Annotated in this window: 16 protein-coding genes and 2 tRNA genes; 5 read left to right on the forward strand and 13 right to left on the reverse strand. The window is 51.4% G+C overall.

The window, feature by feature from the left end:
* Complete coding sequence (gene accA, locus R3196_RS07025; RefSeq protein WP_318936066.1) at positions 1-957, reverse strand: acetyl-CoA carboxylase carboxyl transferase subunit alpha; 957 nt, start codon at positions 955-957, stop codon at positions 1-3.
* 18 nt (positions 958-975) lie between these two features.
* Positions 976-4479: a DNA polymerase III subunit alpha gene (dnaE, locus tag R3196_RS07030; protein WP_318936067.1), complete on the reverse strand. Its 3504-nt coding sequence runs from the start codon at positions 4477-4479 to the stop codon at positions 976-978.
* A 163-nt stretch (positions 4480-4642) separates the two neighbouring features.
* Here dnaE and R3196_RS07035 point away from each other — a divergent pair, with 163 nt between their 5' ends.
* The 4 genes from R3196_RS07035 to R3196_RS07050 all read left to right on the forward strand — a co-directional run bounded on the left by R3196_RS07035 (position 4643) and on the right by R3196_RS07050 (position 5967).
* On the forward strand, positions 4643-5131 hold the full coding sequence (locus R3196_RS07035) for a TspO/MBR family protein (protein ID WP_318936068.1): 489 nt from the start codon (positions 4643-4645) through the stop codon (positions 5129-5131).
* Positions 5132-5143: 12 nt separating this feature from the next.
* The gene (locus R3196_RS07040; RefSeq protein ID WP_318936069.1) at positions 5144-5368 is read left to right on the forward strand and encodes a DUF1653 domain-containing protein; all 225 of its coding nucleotides are present in this window, start codon (positions 5144-5146) and stop codon (positions 5366-5368) included.
* A 93-nt stretch (positions 5369-5461) separates the two neighbouring features.
* Positions 5462-5716 (forward strand): hypothetical protein, encoded by a 255-nt coding sequence (locus R3196_RS07045; protein WP_318936070.1) that lies wholly within the window; start codon positions 5462-5464, stop codon positions 5714-5716.
* Entirely contained in the window at positions 5701-5967 is a 267-nt protein-coding gene (locus tag R3196_RS07050) for a hypothetical protein (protein ID WP_318936071.1), read from the forward strand. Before R3196_RS07045 ends, R3196_RS07050 begins: the two co-directional genes overlap by 16 nt.
* An 18-nt stretch (positions 5968-5985) precedes the next feature.
* On the opposite strand, the gene R3196_RS07055 is transcribed toward R3196_RS07050, so the two are convergent.
* The 10 genes from R3196_RS07055 to dnaQ all read right to left on the reverse strand — a co-directional run bounded on the left by R3196_RS07055 (position 5986) and on the right by dnaQ (position 14860).
* Complete coding sequence (locus R3196_RS07055) at positions 5986-6252, reverse strand: hypothetical protein (protein ID WP_318936072.1); 267 nt, start codon at positions 6250-6252, stop codon at positions 5986-5988.
* A gap of 10 nt (positions 6253-6262) precedes the next feature.
* Positions 6263-6610 (reverse strand): hypothetical protein, encoded by a 348-nt coding sequence (locus R3196_RS07060; protein WP_318936073.1) that lies wholly within the window; start codon positions 6608-6610, stop codon positions 6263-6265.
* Between the two features lie 132 nt (positions 6611-6742).
* Positions 6743-8968 carry an NADP-dependent isocitrate dehydrogenase gene (locus R3196_RS07065; protein WP_318936074.1) on the reverse strand — a complete coding sequence of 742 codons (2226 nt, stop codon included), beginning with the start codon at positions 8966-8968 and terminating at the stop codon, positions 6743-6745.
* A 117-nt stretch (positions 8969-9085) separates the two neighbouring features.
* The gene (locus R3196_RS07070; RefSeq protein ID WP_318936075.1) at positions 9086-9841 is read right to left on the reverse strand and encodes a hypothetical protein; all 756 of its coding nucleotides are present in this window, start codon (positions 9839-9841) and stop codon (positions 9086-9088) included.
* The gene (locus R3196_RS07075) at positions 9838-11040 is read right to left on the reverse strand and encodes an EAL and HDOD domain-containing protein (RefSeq protein WP_318936076.1); all 1203 of its coding nucleotides are present in this window, start codon (positions 11038-11040) and stop codon (positions 9838-9840) included. The genes R3196_RS07070 and R3196_RS07075 overlap by 4 nt, the downstream gene beginning before the upstream one ends.
* Positions 11041-11161: 121 nt before the next feature.
* Positions 11162-13342, reverse strand: a complete 2181-nt coding sequence (locus R3196_RS07080; RefSeq protein WP_318936077.1) for a M3 family metallopeptidase — start codon at positions 13340-13342, stop codon at positions 11162-11164.
* Positions 13343-13450: 108 nt separating this feature from the next.
* Entirely contained in the window at positions 13451-13798 is a 348-nt protein-coding gene (locus R3196_RS07085) for a YkgJ family cysteine cluster protein (RefSeq protein ID WP_318936078.1), read from the reverse strand.
* A gap of 41 nt (positions 13799-13839) precedes the next feature.
* Positions 13840-13916 (reverse strand) — tRNA-Asp (locus R3196_RS07090).
* Positions 13917-13942: 26 nt separating this feature from the next.
* Positions 13943-14019: transfer RNA gene (locus tag R3196_RS07095), tRNA-Asp, on the reverse strand.
* 136 nt (positions 14020-14155) lie between these two features.
* Positions 14156-14860 carry a DNA polymerase III subunit epsilon gene (gene dnaQ / locus R3196_RS07100; RefSeq protein WP_318936079.1) on the reverse strand — a complete coding sequence of 235 codons (705 nt, stop codon included), beginning with the start codon at positions 14858-14860 and terminating at the stop codon, positions 14156-14158.
* Positions 14861-14960: 100 nt separating this feature from the next.
* Here dnaQ and rnhA point away from each other — a divergent pair, with 100 nt between their 5' ends.
* Complete coding sequence (rnhA, locus tag R3196_RS07105) at positions 14961-15434, forward strand: ribonuclease HI (RefSeq protein ID WP_318936095.1); 474 nt, start codon at positions 14961-14963, stop codon at positions 15432-15434.
* Here rnhA and R3196_RS07110 read toward each other — a convergent pair.
* On the reverse strand, positions 15419-15817 hold the full coding sequence (locus tag R3196_RS07110) for a rhodanese-like domain-containing protein (protein WP_318936096.1): 399 nt from the start codon (positions 15815-15817) through the stop codon (positions 15419-15421). The two genes, rnhA and R3196_RS07110, sit on opposite strands and share 16 nt — an antisense overlap.
* Position 15818 lies beyond the last annotated feature (1 nt).

The following is a 15818-nucleotide window of genomic DNA, read 5'->3' on the forward strand; positions in this document are numbered from 1 at the left end:
TCAGCAATAACCGAACGACATCAGTTTCTGATAGCGCTGGTCTAACAGGCTGCTCTTATCAAGCTTCTCAAGCTGACCTAAGTCAGACAAAATCTGCTTTTTAAGGCGCTTCGCCATCTCGGGATGATCCCGATGCGCGCCGCCCAGCGGCTCTTCGATAATGGCATCAATTAGCCCCAGCTCCAGGCTGCGGTCAGCGGTTACGCCCATAGCTTCGGCCGCCAATTCGGCCTTCGCAGCACTTTTCCAGAGAATCGAAGCACAACCCTCGGGTGAGATAACGGAATAGGTGCTGTACTGCAGCATATTGACCTTGTCACCCACACCAATAGCCAGTGCACCGCCGGAGCCACCTTCGCCGATTACCGTACAAACGATAGGTACCGTCAGCCGCGCCATCACTTTCAGGTTACGGGCGATTGCTTCTGATTGACCACGTTCCTCGGCGCCGATACCGGGATAGGCACCAGGGGTGTCGATAAAAGTAACTATCGGCAGCTTAAAGCGCTCTGCCATTTCCATCAGGCGCAGAGCTTTGCGGTAGCCTTCAGGCTTTGGCATACCAAAGTTACGTTTGATTTTTTCTTTGGTTTCGCGGCCTTTCTGGTGACCAATAACCATCACCGGCTGGCCATCCAGCCGCGCGGTACCGCCCACAATGGCACGGTCATTGGCAAAGGTCCGGTCGCCAGCAAGTTCGTCAAAATCGGTAAACATATGCTCGATATAATCCAGCGTATATGGACGCTCCGGATGACGGGCCAGCTGGGCAACCTGCCAGGCCCCCAGATCACCAAAAATCTTTTTGATGAGCTGTTCACGCTTTTGTTGCAGCGTGCGAACTTCATCCTCAACATTGATATCAAAATCACCTTTCGCACTAACAGACTTTAGTTCTTCGATTTGCGCCTGTAGCTCAGCAATAGGCTTTTCAAAATCTAAAAATTGCAGACTCATTATGGCTCCCGTTTGCCATTAAAATTCTAAAGAAACATGTTTCTTACCAAGTTGGACTTCCAACTCGTGCAATAATTCATCAGCCGGCGTTACATGCCATTCAGTAGCGGCTTTATATTCCGCACTTACATCGTCCCGCATATAGCATAGACGCAGCGGGCAAGTGCCCTGCTTGTAGGGCGCCAGCAATTGGGTCAGTTGTTTCAGCCCGGCCCCCTCAAGCTGTTCCGGGCGCAGCGTCAGTGTCAACGCCTTGGCGTATTGCTCGCGCATTCCGGTGATGGTCATGACTTCGCGCGCGGACATTGTATTGCCCCCGGAGTAATCATCAAAGCTGACCTCTCCTTTCACTACCAATATCTGGTCTTTTACCAGCAATTCATAGTGATTTTCATAATCTTGCGCAAAAAAGCGCACATCCAGCCGCGCGGTTTTATCATCCAGCGTGACGATCGCCCAGCGGTGGCCCTTTTTATTGACCAGCGTTCGCACATCAATCACCAGACCGGCTATTGTGGTGACTTGATCACGACCAGTAGGCTTCACCTCAGCCAGGGTGCCGGCAACATAATTACGCAACTCGGCACGGTAGCGATTTATCGGATGTCCCGTCAAGTATAGCCCAAGGGTTTCACGTTCGCCTTCCAGCCATTGAGCTTCGGGCCACGGCGTGACTTTGACGAACTCATGTTCAATCTCAGTATTGTCATTCGAGGTAGTCAGCACACCGAATAAGTCGCTTTGCCCGATTTCCTCGGCGCGCGCGTGCTGTTCAGCCTGGCGCATCGCTTTGTCGACGGTTGCCAGCAGCGAAGCCCGGTGCGGACCAAGGTTGTCCATAGCGCCGCCTTTGATGAGCTTTTCCAGCACCCGCCGGTTCAGACGTTTCAGATCCACCCGACAGCAAAAATCAAATAAATCGCTAAAAGGCCCACCCTCATTGCGGGCCTGCAGAATTGCTTCAATTGGTGCCTCACCTACGCCTTTAATGGCGCCAATACCGTAAATAATCTGCTGGTCGGCATCCACGGTAAATTTATACTGGCCTTTGTTCACATCCGGCGGCATTAGCTTTAGCCCCATTTGCTCGCATTCATCCACCAAAGTGACGATCTTATCGGTGTTGTCCATATCGGCGGACATCACCGCGGCCATGAACTGTGCCGGATAGTGGGTCTTCATCCACAGGGTCTGGTAAGAAACCAGCGCATAAGCGGCGGAATGCGACTTATTAAAACCGTAGCCAGCAAATTTTTCTACCAGATCGAAGATTTTAACTGCCAGTTCCGGGTCAATACCGTTATTTTTTGCGCCTTCCTCGAAAACCGCCCGTTGCTTTGCCATCTCTTCGGGCTTTTTCTTACCCATAGCACGGCGCAGCAAGTCAGCGCCACCGAGGGAGTAGCCCGCCAGCACCTGAGCAATCTGCATAACCTGCTCCTGATACAGGATAACCCCATAGGTGGGCTCCAGGATCGGCTTGAGCAGTTCATGCTGATAGTCTTTATCCGGGTAGCTGATGGCTTCGCGGCCATGCTTTCGATCGATAAAATTATCAACCATGCCCGACTGCAGTGGGCCCGGCCGGAACAAGGCCACCAGCGCGATAATATCTTCGAAGCTATCGGGTTTGAGCTTTTTGATCAGCTCTTTCATGCCGCGCGATTCAAGCTGGAACACCGCCGTGGTTTTACCGGTTTTCAGCAGCCTGAAGCATTCCGGATCCTGCAGTGGAATATCTTCGATGAAGATGGGGTCAGCCCCCTCCTTGGCGCGGTTGGCGTTAATCATGTCCAGTGCCCACTGGATGATGGTCAGCGTGCGCAGTCCGAGGAAGTCGAACTTGACCAGGCCAGCTGCCTCAACATCGTTTTTATCAAACTGAGTAACGGGCTGCTTGCCTTCGTCGTCGCAATATAGCGGCGAATAATCAGTGATTTTGGTGGGCGCAATAACCACGCCGCCCGCATGTTTACCGGCGTTACGGGTAACACCTTCGAGGATGCGGGCCATATCAATGAGGTCGCGGACGTCTTCGTCCTGTTCGTACATCTCAACCAGGCGCGATTCAACTTCAAAGGCTTTTTCCAGGGTCATACCGGGATCTGGCGGCACCAACTTGGTGATCTTGTCGACAAAACCGTAAGGGTGCCCGAGCACCCGGCCAACATCGCGAATCGCAGCTTTTGCCGCCATCGTACCGAAGGTGATGATCTGGCTGACCGCTTCACGACCATAAAGATCAGCAACATGGTCGATCACCTCGTCGCGGCGATCCATACAGAAATCGATATCGAAATCCGGCATGGACACCCGTTCAGGGTTCAGGAATCGCTCAAATAGCAGATCGAGTTCCAGCGGATCCAGATCAGTAATTTTCAGCGCATAGGCAACCAGCGAGCCGGCCCCCGAACCACGGCCGGGTCCAACCGGAATGCCGTTATCCTTGGACCACTGAATAAACTCCATCACGATCAGGAAGTAACCCGGAAAGCCCATCTGATTGATAACTTCGAGTTCAATCGCTAAACGCTCATCGTACTCTTTACGCTTTTCGGCCCGCTCTGTGGCATCAGGGAACAGCTTCTGCAAACGTACTTCAAGGCCTTCACGGGATTTTTTGATAAGGTAGTCACCCGGCGACATACCGCCGGTGGGAAACTCTGGTAGCACCGGGGTATCGAGCTGAACAGTAACGTTACAGCGCTTGGCGATTTCAACGGTATTGGCCAGGGCTTCAGGAATATCCTTAAACAGCTCGGCCATTTCTTCCGGGCTTTTCAGGTACTGCTGATCGCTGTATCGCTTCGGCCTGCGTTTATCGTCGAGGGTAAAGCTGTCATGCACTGCGACCCGCACTTCATGGGCATGAAAGTTCTCGGGCTGCAGGAAAACCACTTCGTTGGTTGCCACCACCGGCATGCCGGTTTTCGCTGCCAGTTGCACCGCGGCGTGAATATATTCGTCTTCACCGGCGCGGCCGGTGCGCACCAGTTCAAGGTAAAAGCGATCAGGGAAATGCTGCTGATAAAACGCCAGCGCAGTCTCAGCTTCTTCTTCGTGATGTTGCAATAATTTGCGACCAATGTCGCCCTCGCGGCCACCGCTAAGCAGAATCAGACCGTTACTGTGGTCAGCCAGCCAGGGCCTGTCCACGCAGGGCTTACCCTGCCGGTGGCCAGCCAGATAGCCGCGCGAAATCAGCTGCGTAAGCTGCTGGTAACCATCGTTGTTCATTGCCAGCGCGGTAAGCCGGCTGGGTGGTTCATCTGGCTGATCGGGATCCAGCACCCACAAATCGCAGCCGACAATAGGCTTCAGCCCCAGTTTATGTGTGGTGCGATAAAATCGTACCAAGCCACACAGGTTCATCTGATCGGTAATCGCAAGCGCCGGCATATTGCGGGTCGCAGTCGCTTCACAGATAGGACCCACCTTATTGAGACCATCGATCATGGAAAAATCGCTGTGCACCCGAAGATGAATAAACTGTGGTTGTGTGGTCGCGGCCTGGGACGTCATAAGCTTCTGATTCGTCTTTTTATGAGTTAGTCGTATTGTGCCTTAGCCCGAGGTAATTGTCATGCCGAGTATTAGCCTTCTGACTAGCACTTACAGGCCAATAGCGGCTATAGTAGCTAGCACTAGTAATTCATATTCAGGCAGATAAAGAAGGATATCCATTATGTCGATTGGTAAGCAACTGGCAGGCCTCATCGGCTGGCTGATATTGGTTTATCTCGCGGCTGCAATTGGCGGCTTCGGGTCTGCCAACGCCCCCGTATTTTATCGTGAGCTGACGTTACCGGGCTGGGCACCGCCGGCATGGCTGTTCGGTCCTGTTTGGACAGCGCTATACACTATGATGGGGGTTGCCGCCTGGCTGGTATGGCGTCAGGACGGCTATCAGGGTACGGCCAAACCGGCGCTGCAGATATTTTTAATCCAATTAGGGCTTAATGCCATCTGGAGCTGGTTATTTTTTGGTTTTTATCTGGGGTTAATCGCCTTTATTGAAATAATCGCTTTATGGGCGTTTATTCTGGCAACCATCGTATTATTCTGGCGCCAGCGTAAGGCCGCTGCCTTGCTGCTGGTTCCCTATTTTATCTGGGTCACGTTTGCAGCTGCACTCAGTTACCAGATCTGGCAACTGAACCCTCAGGCACTGTAAGGAGAGGCTGATATGCCAACAATCATCCCGGGCGTTTACCGACACTTTAAAGGTAAGGATTATGAAGTTATCGGTGTCGCCCGTCATTCTGAAACTGAGGAAGAGATGGTCGTGTACCGCCCGCTTGATGGCCAGGGCGGCAGCGGCGATCTATGGGTGCGCCCACTTGAAATGTTTACTGAAATGGTGGAGCACCAGGGCATGTATACGCAGCGTTTCCGGTTAACCAAGTTCTGAACCGCCCGATCAAGCAGTTGGGCGAAGCTGGAAAATTTAGTATCACCTTCTATACTTTGATATGAACATTCCAAGCAAAGAGAGGCTAATTCAATGATTCGCTTAACCTTAGCTGCAGGACTGACACTTGTTTTACTTGGTTGCACCAATACTGATAAACCGGACACAGAAATTACCGCATCGCCCATGGTGAGCGGTGAGTGGTATTGTGTTTCCAGAAGCGGTGTCGGTGGTGGCAGACTTTATGAAGCGACCAATATGGATCGCGAAAAAGCGGAAGCAACCGCCTTTGAACGTTGTAATGAACATTACCAGGCCTGCACACCAGCAGAATGCGTACAACGGTAATGATGATGCGGACCGTTCTCATAAGCGCCCTTGCCATATTTATGACCAGTTGCGCTGGTTCCGCCAGTGATACTGCTGATAAAACAGCTCCAGCTGATATCACCGGTTACTGGCTTTGTTATTCCACCAGCGCCTCGGGCATGACGGCAGAAGCCAGTGATCCAGTGCGTTCTGTAGCGGCTCACCGAGCCTATCAACAATGCGAGCGAACCTATCAGGGTTGCTCACTGGCAGAGTGTATCCAGCAGTAGTAATGTTCCGAAGCCGGGTTATTCAATAACCCGGTTTCGGCATACATGGCCCATCGCATCTTCAGGCGCCCAGAACGTCTCAATAGCGGCGCCCCGCTCATACACCCAGGCTTTCCAGCTGTCGTCACTTCGCAATTCAATATAGCCGACTTCATCGCCGTCGCTATCAAGCACAAAATATTTACCGGGGGTGTCTGCTTTTAGCTCGCAGACTTCGGCATTCGCAGCTGCAACACTGCTCCACATCAACAAACCAGCAGAAACAACCACCGTTGTTAATTTCATAGTGACCTCCTTAACCATTACCCATGCCTTGTTTCGGGCCTTTTTTAATACGTGGAATCTCTTCAACCCGGGGCTCGGTGTCATCACGATGTTCGTAGCCGTACTCACCTTTGTTCGACTGGTTGTGATCGCCGATATAAGCGTCGATGCCATCTTCCCGGATCGCTGCTTTTGCTTCGGCCAGGGCTTCCTCGTCCGACTCAAATTCGTCCTCCCACATGGTCGAATTGTTGCCTTCATCAACAATTTCCAGAATCCAGCCACCTTCATCGCCCCGGTAAATATCAATCTCAACAGTTTTATCATCAACCGTAACCTTCTGGGTTAACGGGCTTTGTTCCGGTTCTTTATCAGACATTTACTTCTCCTTACTTAAGGTAATTACTTGCCATCTTTCCAGTCTAGCTTATGGTGCCGGACAGCGCATAAAAAAAGGCGAAGCATCAGAGCTTCGCCTTTTCCGATCTATTTTTATTCTGTAGCTAGCGCTTTACAGGCTTGCCAGAATATCGTTCAGTTGGTCACACGGGCGCATCGCTTTAGAAACCAGCGTTGGATTCGGGTTGTAATAACCACCGATGTCCACTGGCTGTCCCTGCACTTCATTAAGCTCGTTAATAATCGCATCGGCGTTATCATTGAATTGCTTAGCCAGTTTACTGAAGCGTTCCGCCAGCGCGCTGTCCTTGCTTTGCTCTGCCAGCGCTTCGGCCCAGTACATGGCCAGATAGAAGTGGCTGCCACGATTATCCAATTCACCGGCTTTACGCGACGGTGACTTATCGTTTTCCAGGAATTTAGCAGTAGCATCATCCAGGGTGTCGGCCAGAATTTGGGCGCGCTCATTATTGGTGCGCTCAGCCATGTGCTCAAGTGATGCCGCCAGCGCCAGGAACTCGCCCAGCGAATCCCAACGCAGATGGTTTTCTTCAACAAACTGCTGTACGTGCTTGGGCGCAGAGCCGCCGGCACCCGTTTCAAACAGACCACCGCCGTTCATTAACGGCACAATCGACAGCATCTTGGCGCTGGTACCCAGCTCCAGAATCGGGAACAAGTCAGTCAGGTAGTCACGTAGTACGTTACCGGTAACTGAAATCGTGTCTTTTCCTTCTTTCAGGCGTTGCAGAGTGTGCCGCGTGGCTTCCACAGGCGACAGGATACGAATGTCCAGACCTTCAATGTCATGGTCCTGCAGATAGGTTTTTACTTTGGCAATCAACTGGCTGTCATGGGCGCGGTTGCTGTCCAGCCAGAACACAGCCGGCATACCGCTTGAACGTGAGCGGTTCACTGCCAGTTTCACCCAGTCGCGAATCGGGTCGTCTTTAACCTGACACATACGCCAGATATCGCCTTTCTCAACTTTATGTTCAAAAATGACTTCATCTTTGGAATTCAGCACTTTCACAGTACCGTGCGCTGGGATTTCAAAAGTCTTATCGTGTGAACCATATTCTTCAGCTTTTTGCGCCATCAGACCCACGTTGGGACAGGTACCCATAGTCGAAGGATCAAAGGCGCCGTGCTCTTTACAGAAGTCGATGGTTTCCTGATAAACGCCGGCATAGCAACGATCCGGGATCATGGCTTTGGTGTCCTGGCGCTTGCCATCACGATCCCACATCTTACCGGAGTCACGAATCATCGCTGGCATTGACGCGTCAATAATTACGTCACTCGGCACATGTAAGTTGGTGATGCCTTTATCAGAATTGACCATGGCCAGTTCTGGTTGTTCATCGAACACAGCCTGGATGTCTTTCTCGATTTCTTCACGATGTTCTTTTGGCAATTCTTTGATCTTAGATTCGATATCACCGAAGCCATTGGTTACATCAACACCAAGCTTCTTAAAGGTTTCACCGTGCTTAGCGAAAAGATCACGGAAGTAAACTTTCACCGCATGGCCGAACATAATGGGATCAGAAACTTTCATCATGGTGGCTTTCAGGTGCAGCGAAAGCAATACGCCCTCTTCTTTAGCTCGGTTGGTTTCTTTTACGAAGAAATCCTGAAGTTTGGCGGTGTTCATTACGGCCGCGTCAATTACTTCACCAGCCAGTACTTTAACGCCATCTTTCAGTACCGTCTGACTTTCTGGGGTGTTCAGGACAATTTTAAGCGTATCGCTATTCACTACCGTGGTGGACTGCTCACTATCATAAAAGTCACCGTGGCTCATATTAGCTACGTGGGTCTTGGAGTCTTTGCTCCACTCACCCATACGGTGCGGGTGCTTCTTCACGTAGTTTTTAACAGATGCAGGCGCGCGACGATCAGAGTTACCTTCGCGCAGTACCGGATTCACCGCACTGCCTTTAATTTTGTCGTAACGCGACTTGGCATAACGCTCTTCGTCGGTCTGAGGGTCGAACGGATAGTCAGGAAGATTATAGCCCTGATTTTGCAGCTCTTTAATGGCTGCCACCATTTGTGGAATCGAGGCACTGATATTCGGCAATTTAATGATATTGGCTTCTGGGGTTTTTGCCATTTCACCAAGTTCCGCTAGGGCGTCATTGATACGCTGGTCTTCCTTCAGGTACTCAGGGAAGTTGGCGATAATCCGGCCAGCCAGCGAGATGTCGCGGGTTTCCACAGAAACCCCTGCCGCTTTGGTAAAAGCCTGAATAACAGGCAGTAATGAATACGTCGCTAAGCGAGGTGCTTCATCTGTTTCAGTATATATAATCTTTGAACCATCGTTCGACATAGTTGTTCCTATTCTTAAGTTCAGAATGATAAGAGGCTTCAAAAAGTGGTGCAGATTATAGCACGAAGCAGCGCCAGGCACTAGTCAGGGGTGATGCAGGGTTGTTGCAGGGGGGTGTCAGCCCCCTGTTTCTGGTCCGGTTTCAGGCAGCTCGGGATCGAGTGGGCCGTCTGGCGTGATGTATTGGCTGTCAGGCAGTAATTCCCTGATATATTCGATAAAGTACTCGGCTTCGGTACCCTGAGCGTCAGTCATGACAATACTCAAGCGGCGCTCATAATCTTCACTTAGTGCCATTTGGCCGAATTGCCGGGCGTAGTTTACCCCCAGATACAAGTACTGGGCTCGCTTTGCCAGATCCAGATCTGGCTGTGCCAGGATACCCTCGAAGGCCGCAAAAGCTTCCGCCCGATACTGGTTCGCCGTTTCATAATCCTTCATGCTCTGATACTGGCGTGCCAGTACCCGGCTCACAATATTCCGATAGTCGGCGTTTTTATCCCGTAGCGCATAAAGGGCGTCCAGCCTTACCAGTTTATCGGCGCGGCTAACCGGGGCAGCCGGATGGGTGTCCAGAAAGGTTTTGATTCTTAATGCTTCCTCCGGATTCAGTTCAAAATCACCGATTAAGGCCATGAAACCGGATTTTTCGCAGTGCCAGATCCCTTCCATATCGATGAGGGGCCAGAACACCTGATCATATTTCGACTCCCAGCGGTATATGTAGCTGCCGTAACTCATCGGCTCCCGCACTTTACAGGTTTCCCCGGGTAATAACGGATCCGCAACCTCGCTTTCGCCCCAGCTGGTGCTGTTAGCAGCGCTAATGAATATCAGGTATCCCAAAAGGATCAGAGCTATGGTTGTTTTCATTCGAAACCTGCCGCTGAAAGCATTTCGTCCACTAAGAAGTGGCACTGTTGGTAAATTCCGAATAAGGGGTTGTCCGCATCAATCGGCTGTTTCATCGCTAATGCATATTCAAATTCTTCCACCGAAGCCAGCAACTCGCCGAGCTCGCCTTTACGATGCAGCACAGCATCACGCATGCTCTCGGTAATATTAAGTTTACTAACAAAGTCTTTGGTCGACACGCCGAGCAGGGTATCGGTACCGGACAGCAGGCCAACCAAAAAGGCTGGCCCGGCGCGGCGCTGATCAGCAATATTCAGTTGCATCAGCTCGCTACACATATAAGCCCTGGTTAGTACCAGTTTAGCCTTAACCGGCGTGGTACTCTGCAACGAAATAATTAGCAGAACCCACTTACGCAGGGGTTCAAGGCCTAACATCATAACCACTTCTTTGAGCGATTCGATGCGCCGTCGCGCCGCGTAATAGGGGCTGTTCGCTATACGCAGCAGGTTAACCACCAGTAGCGGATCCGTCGATAGCGCAGAGACCAGATCATAAAGATCAGGTTCCTCAGCGAATAAATGTTCGATCACGAAAGTTAACTGGCTTGCCGCCGACGGCACCTTGGTCCCCTCGATCACGATCGGTCGCGCCAGATAAAAGCCCTGAAAAAGATCGAAGCCCAAATCCCGATACGCGTTGTAGGTTTGTTCATCCTCGACACGCTCTGCCAGCCACTGCACCGGTATATGACGCAGATCTTCGAGGTGATCTTTGACTTCATCAATACTGATCAGGCTGATATCGACTTTTATTACCGAAACCAGATGCAGCAGCGGCTCCCATTCAGGTTCAAAAGCAAAATCATCGAGTGCAAACTGAAAGCCTTCGCTGACCCATGACTCAATAGCTGCAACGATTTCAGGCGTGGGCCGAATCCGCTCCACCAGTTCAATCACGACGTCTTTTGGATTTAAAGGCAGAAACGAACCGGACATCAGAAAGTCGCTGGCAACATTAATAAATACAGGCTTTTTAAAATGCTCTACGTGTTCCACTATGCCAGTGCATAAATTAAAGAGCACTTCGCTGGTAGCCTGGCTATCGCCTACTTCCAACGCTGTTATACCGTTCTCATGGCGATACAGCAGCTCATGCGCAACGACCCGCTGTCGGCTGTCATATATCGGCTGCGCCGCAAATAACGTCTCTGTCATTGGTTAGATTCCTAATTCCATTTAATCTTTACATTCCTATATAACACTGTTGAGGACAACAAAAAAGGGGGCTGACACCATCAAAACGGTGTCAGCCCCCTATTCTTTCTTTTTTTAAAAATTAGTCGATTTTAGGTGGTGTCAGACCACGACGTTCCAGTAAGGCTTCCACTGATGGCTCCTGGCCACGGAAGTTAATGTACTGTTTCATCGGATCGATACTGTTACCTTTCGACAAAATGGCTTCACGGAATGCCTGGCCATTTTCGATAGTCAGACCGCCGCGCTCACCAAGGTAGGCGAAGGCATCTGCTGCCAGTACTTCAGACCACATGTAAGCATAGTAGCCAGCAGAGTAGCCGCCCGCGAACACGTGCGCAAAGTAGGTTGATTTGTAGCGCGGTGGTACTGCTTCTACATCAACACCATTGCGAGCCAGCGCTGCTTCCTCAAAGGCCAGAACATCATCGATTTTGGCCGCGTCAGCTGACAGGGTGTGGTACTCAAAATCAAGTAATGCAGACGAGATATATTCAAGGGTGTCAAAGCCCATATTGAAGTTTTTCGCCGCCAACACTTTTGCCAGCAGTTCGTCAGGAATTTGCTCACCAGTTTCATGATGGCGGGCATAATTCGCCAGAACTTTCGGGTGCATGGTCCAGTCTTCCTGGAAGGTCGACGGGAACTCTACGTAATCACGCGATACAGAAGTACCCGCAAGCGATGGGTATTTCACGTCTGAGAACAGACCGTGCAGAGCGTGTCCCACTTCATGGAACATAGTGCTTACTTCGTCAAAGCTCAGTAAAGTCGGCTCGCCGTCCGCAGCTTTTTTGATGTTCATGTTGTTCAGAATGACCGGCTTATTACCCAGCAGGTGTGACTGGCTCACGAAGGAACTCATCCAGGCTCCGCCGCGCTTACCGTCACGGGTATACCAGTCAGTGTAGAATAAGCCTAGGGTCGATCCATCCACGTCTTTTACTTCATAAACCAGCACATCGTCGGCATAGACCGGGATGTCATCGCGCTGATGGAAGGTAATACCAAACAGCTGGTTCATCGCGAAGAACACGCCATCCTCAACCACACGATTAATCTCGAAGTACTGTTTTACTTCGTCAGAATCAATAGCGTACTTGTCTGAGCGAACTTTCTCTGCGTAGAAAGCCCAATCCCACGGTTTCACTTCAAAGTCGCCACCTTCAGCTTCGATCATGTCCTGAATCGCAGCTTGCTCCTGAGCAACGTTGCTCACCACCGCCGGAACCAGATCACGCAGCATGTTTTGTGCGGCGGTCGGGGTTTTAGCCATGCTGGTGTCCAGCACATACAGGCCCCAGTTATCATAACCAAGCAGGTTTGCTTTTTGCGCACGCAGTTCACTCAGGCGCGATACCAGTGGACGGTTATCGGTTTCAGTGTTACCGGTACCACGGTTTGCTGAAGCTTCCCAGATGCGCTGACGCAGTTTGCGATTTTCCAGTGACTGCAGAATAGGCTGACGGGTGGTGTTGGTCAGCTTGATAACGTACTTGCCTTCCATACCCTCTGCTTTTGCAGTTTCTGCCAGGCGCGTGATCTCACTGTCACTCAGGCCTGCCAGCTCGGCTTTATCCTCAACGACAATCAGATTCTCATCAACCAGCTTCATCAGGTTACGCTGGAATTCTGTCGTCAGTGACGACAGCTCGGCGTTCACTTCGCGGATTTCTGCCTGAGCTTCATCGTTAAGTTTCGCACCAGCACGGACAAAGCTGTTATACGTTTCTTCAGTCAGACGCAGGTCTTCGCCTTCAAGCATCATGCGGTTGTCATAAACCGCTTGCACGCGAGCGAACAAATCAGCATTTAGCATGATGTTGTCGCGGTGACGAGCCATTTTCGGCGCTAATTCGCCTTGCAAATCGCGAATATCGTCGTTGCTGTTTGAGCCAGCCAAGTTATAGAAAACTGAAGATACCCGGCTCAGCAGACGACCTGAACGTTCCATCGCAACGATAGTGTTTTCGAAAGTCGCCAGTTCGGTGTTACTGGCAATCGCGACGATCTCTTCCATATGCTCTGCCATGCCAGCTTCAAATGCCGGACGGAAGTGCTCAAATTTAATTTGGGTAAAATCAGGGGCCTGATAATCCAGCGTGCTGGCCTCGTAAAACGGGTTGCTTTCGTTGAACTCGGTGGCAGCGGTTTGCTCAGTCTGAGCAGCAACTTGTTGCGTTTGCTCAGTGGCATCTTTATCAGAACATGCAGCCACTGATAGCGTGGCGCCGATAGCAATAGCGATTAGGCTCTTGCGCATAGTCTTTCTCCTTGTTGTAGTGATCCCACTAATGTACCCGCCTGGACACTCAGGCTCAAGAGCTATTCGTAGCGCAAAGACCGCAGTTTAGCGGATTTTACAACAATATCAGGCGACGTGTATAACGGGAATGAGTGGCGGCAGCCCATGTTTTAAGCGGGCTTTATCGCAAAAGGCATTGCTGCCATCAACCGAGATATCAAATTCACGGCATGGCGACGGACGGTTGGGATAAATAGAACAGCTGACTTTCTGGCCGATTTCGCCTTCAAGGGCGACACAGCGCGGCTGCTTCTGGTTGGTACCCTGCATGCATAGCAGGTGCGGGTGAAAAGCTTCGGTCAGTTCGCTTGGCACATAGCCTTCAGGCGCACCGGTCGCTTCGCCCCAGTAAAAGGAAACACGATAGGATCCACAACAAGCCCCACACGTTAAGCAGGCATTAGCCGAACTCATCGCGCAACACTCCAAAGATAATATAGTGAAAGAGGTTTAAATGGCGGAGCGGACGGGACTTGAACCCGCGACCCCCGGCGTGACAGGCCGGTATTCTAACCAACTGAACTACCGCTCCGCAGCGGTTTAAACTAAAGAGGAAAGTGGCGGAGCGGACGGGACTTGAACCCGCGACCCCCGGCGTGACAGGCCGGTATTCTAACCAACTGAACTACCGCTCCACGTTTCCTGATTCGGGGGTTTCCGGGTGGGCACGCCCTGAATGCGGAGCGAATATTACGAGCGCTGCCTGCAGCCGTCAACCTTTTTTTCAGTAATTCGGACTGTTTGTCTGATTTTCATTCAAATTGGTCGGTTTCAGGCATTCCAGAGGGGCGACACACCCGCATCAGCGATCACTTTCAAACGTTCTTCGTGGGCCTGAATTTCATTTTCTGTCGCCTGAATTACTTTCAGATCCGGCTTATTGGTAACTGGCGTCCAGCCAGCCGTTCCCTGCGCCTGCTGTTGGGATTTCGTTTGCGTGGCCAGTTCCAGTTTGGTCTGGCCACCGGTCATCATCAGATAGACGTCGGCCAACAACTCAGCATCCAGCAATGCTCCGTGGAAGGTCCGGTTTGAGTTATCAATGCCAAATGCCCGGCACAGCGCGTCCAGGTTATTCTTCTGACCCGGCCGGCGTTCACGCGCCAGGCTCAGGGTATCCAGAATCCGACAATAATCGGTAGTGCGGCCGATACCTTTATTCAGTAATGCAAACTCGTGGTCCATAAAGCCCACGTCGAAGGCCGCATTATGAATAACCAGTTCAGCGCCATCAATAAACTTCAGAAAATCGTCAGCAATTTCAGCGAATACCGGTTTGTCCTGCAGAAACTCATTGGTAATGCCATGCACTTCAATAGCGCCCTGCTCAACAATCCGCATCGGATTGATATAGGTATGAAAAGTACTGCCAGTGGGCTTACGGCCAATCAGTTCCACCGCCCCGATTTCAATAATGCGATGCCCCTGTGCAGGGTCAAGGCCAGTGGTTTCGGTATCAAGTACAATCTGCCGCATAACTATCCTTATCACTATTCTTTGCTCAAACAGCTCTTTACTATTGGATTCGCTCTGGTCACTATACCGCATATCAAATAGCGACTGGCTGGTATTGGTTATTATGCAGCAGAAGACTGTACACATCTACACTGACGGCTCGTGTCTGGGCAACCCTGGCCCGGGTGGTTACGGTATCGTAATTGAGTATGGTGAACACCATAAAGAGCTGTGGCAGGGCTATCAGCTGACCACCAATAACCGCATGGAAATGTTAGCCGCCATCAAAGCGCTGGAGGCCTTGAAGCGGCCGTGTAAGGTGGTTTTGACTTCGGATAGCGATTATATGAGACAGGGTATCAAAACCTGGATCCACAACTGGAAGCGCAATGGCTGGCGCACCGCGGCCCGCAAACCGGTAAAAAACGCCGATTTATGGATGGCACTGGATGAAGCCCGGCAACGTCACGACGTAACCTGGGAGTGGGTCAAAGGTCACGCGGGCCACCCACAGAACGAACGCTGCGATGAATTAGCCCGCAAGGCCGCTGAGTCCAGCGATCTGTTACCAGACGAAGGCTATACGCCGCCCTGACCGGTCACCTGGGCGTATTTAGCCTGGTCCCAGGCTTCCATACCGCCGGCCACCGAAATAACCTTATCAAAACCCATGCGCTGCAACGACTCTGCTGCCAGCGCTGAACGTCCACCGCTGCGACAGATCAGATAGAGCGGTTCGGCCGCCAGTCGCGCTAAGCTGTCATCATAGCCGGCAACATCCGGATGCTGATGCAACTGCATTTCCAGCACGCCTCGCGGCATATTAACGGCACGGTGAATATGCCCCGCTGCATATTCTCCCGGTTCACGCACATCGATAACCCGCACGCCTTCGGCAGTTTTCCGGTTCAGTTCATGGACATCAATTTCTTTTACATTAGAGCGCGCCTGCGCACATAATTCGCTTGCTGATAACATC

Origin of the sequence: Pseudidiomarina sp. (genome assembly GCF_033722695.1) — a bacterium.
Taxonomy (GTDB): domain Bacteria; phylum Pseudomonadota; class Gammaproteobacteria; order Enterobacterales; family Alteromonadaceae; genus Pseudidiomarina.